At 55.5% G+C, this 535-nt stretch carries 1 protein-coding gene; it reads right to left on the reverse strand.

Features of this window, described 5'->3' with window-relative positions:
* Window positions 1-535 (reverse strand): hypothetical protein (locus AC1D35_RS36805; RefSeq protein ID WP_477943014.1); only part of this gene is annotated, 535 nt, incomplete at both ends.

Consider the following 535-nt stretch of genomic DNA (forward strand, 5'->3'; position numbering starts at 1 on the left):
GGTACTGAACTCTCTTGCCAATCCTGTCTGATCCTTCGTTCACCAGACCAGTTCTTACGCCTTCGTGCGTGACCAGGATGACAGTTGTAAATCTGCTGCCGATAACGAAACCGAGCCAACCCTGGCCATCGTCGAGGGATTGCTGGATCGCCGAAAATGTCAACCGAGGCGGATGAATCAAAGCAATGAGTTGCGGTGAGAGCGACTGTAGCTGCGCTTCGATCTTGGTCTGAATTTGACTGGAGGTTTCGCTGGCTTGGCTCACGTCAGGAGTCGAACCGGCTGCTTCGTCAGCTTCTCGCTTGGCCGCAATCTCTCGCCTCTCGCTTAGATCCGACAGATTGCGTAACAGCGATGTGGTGCGAGGGTCGGACGACAATAGCGCCGAAGCAGTACGTGCAGCGACAATCGCGGTTCCGGTCGATTGCGCGATTTGAAGCGCGGCGAGTGCATCGTCAACAACATCCAGCGCAAGATATCGGTCTTTGCGCGTGGCGCTTCGCGCAAGCGTTGAAAGGACCTTCTCAACCACTTC

The organism is Rhizobium sp. P1_E6 (genome assembly GCF_056405875.1).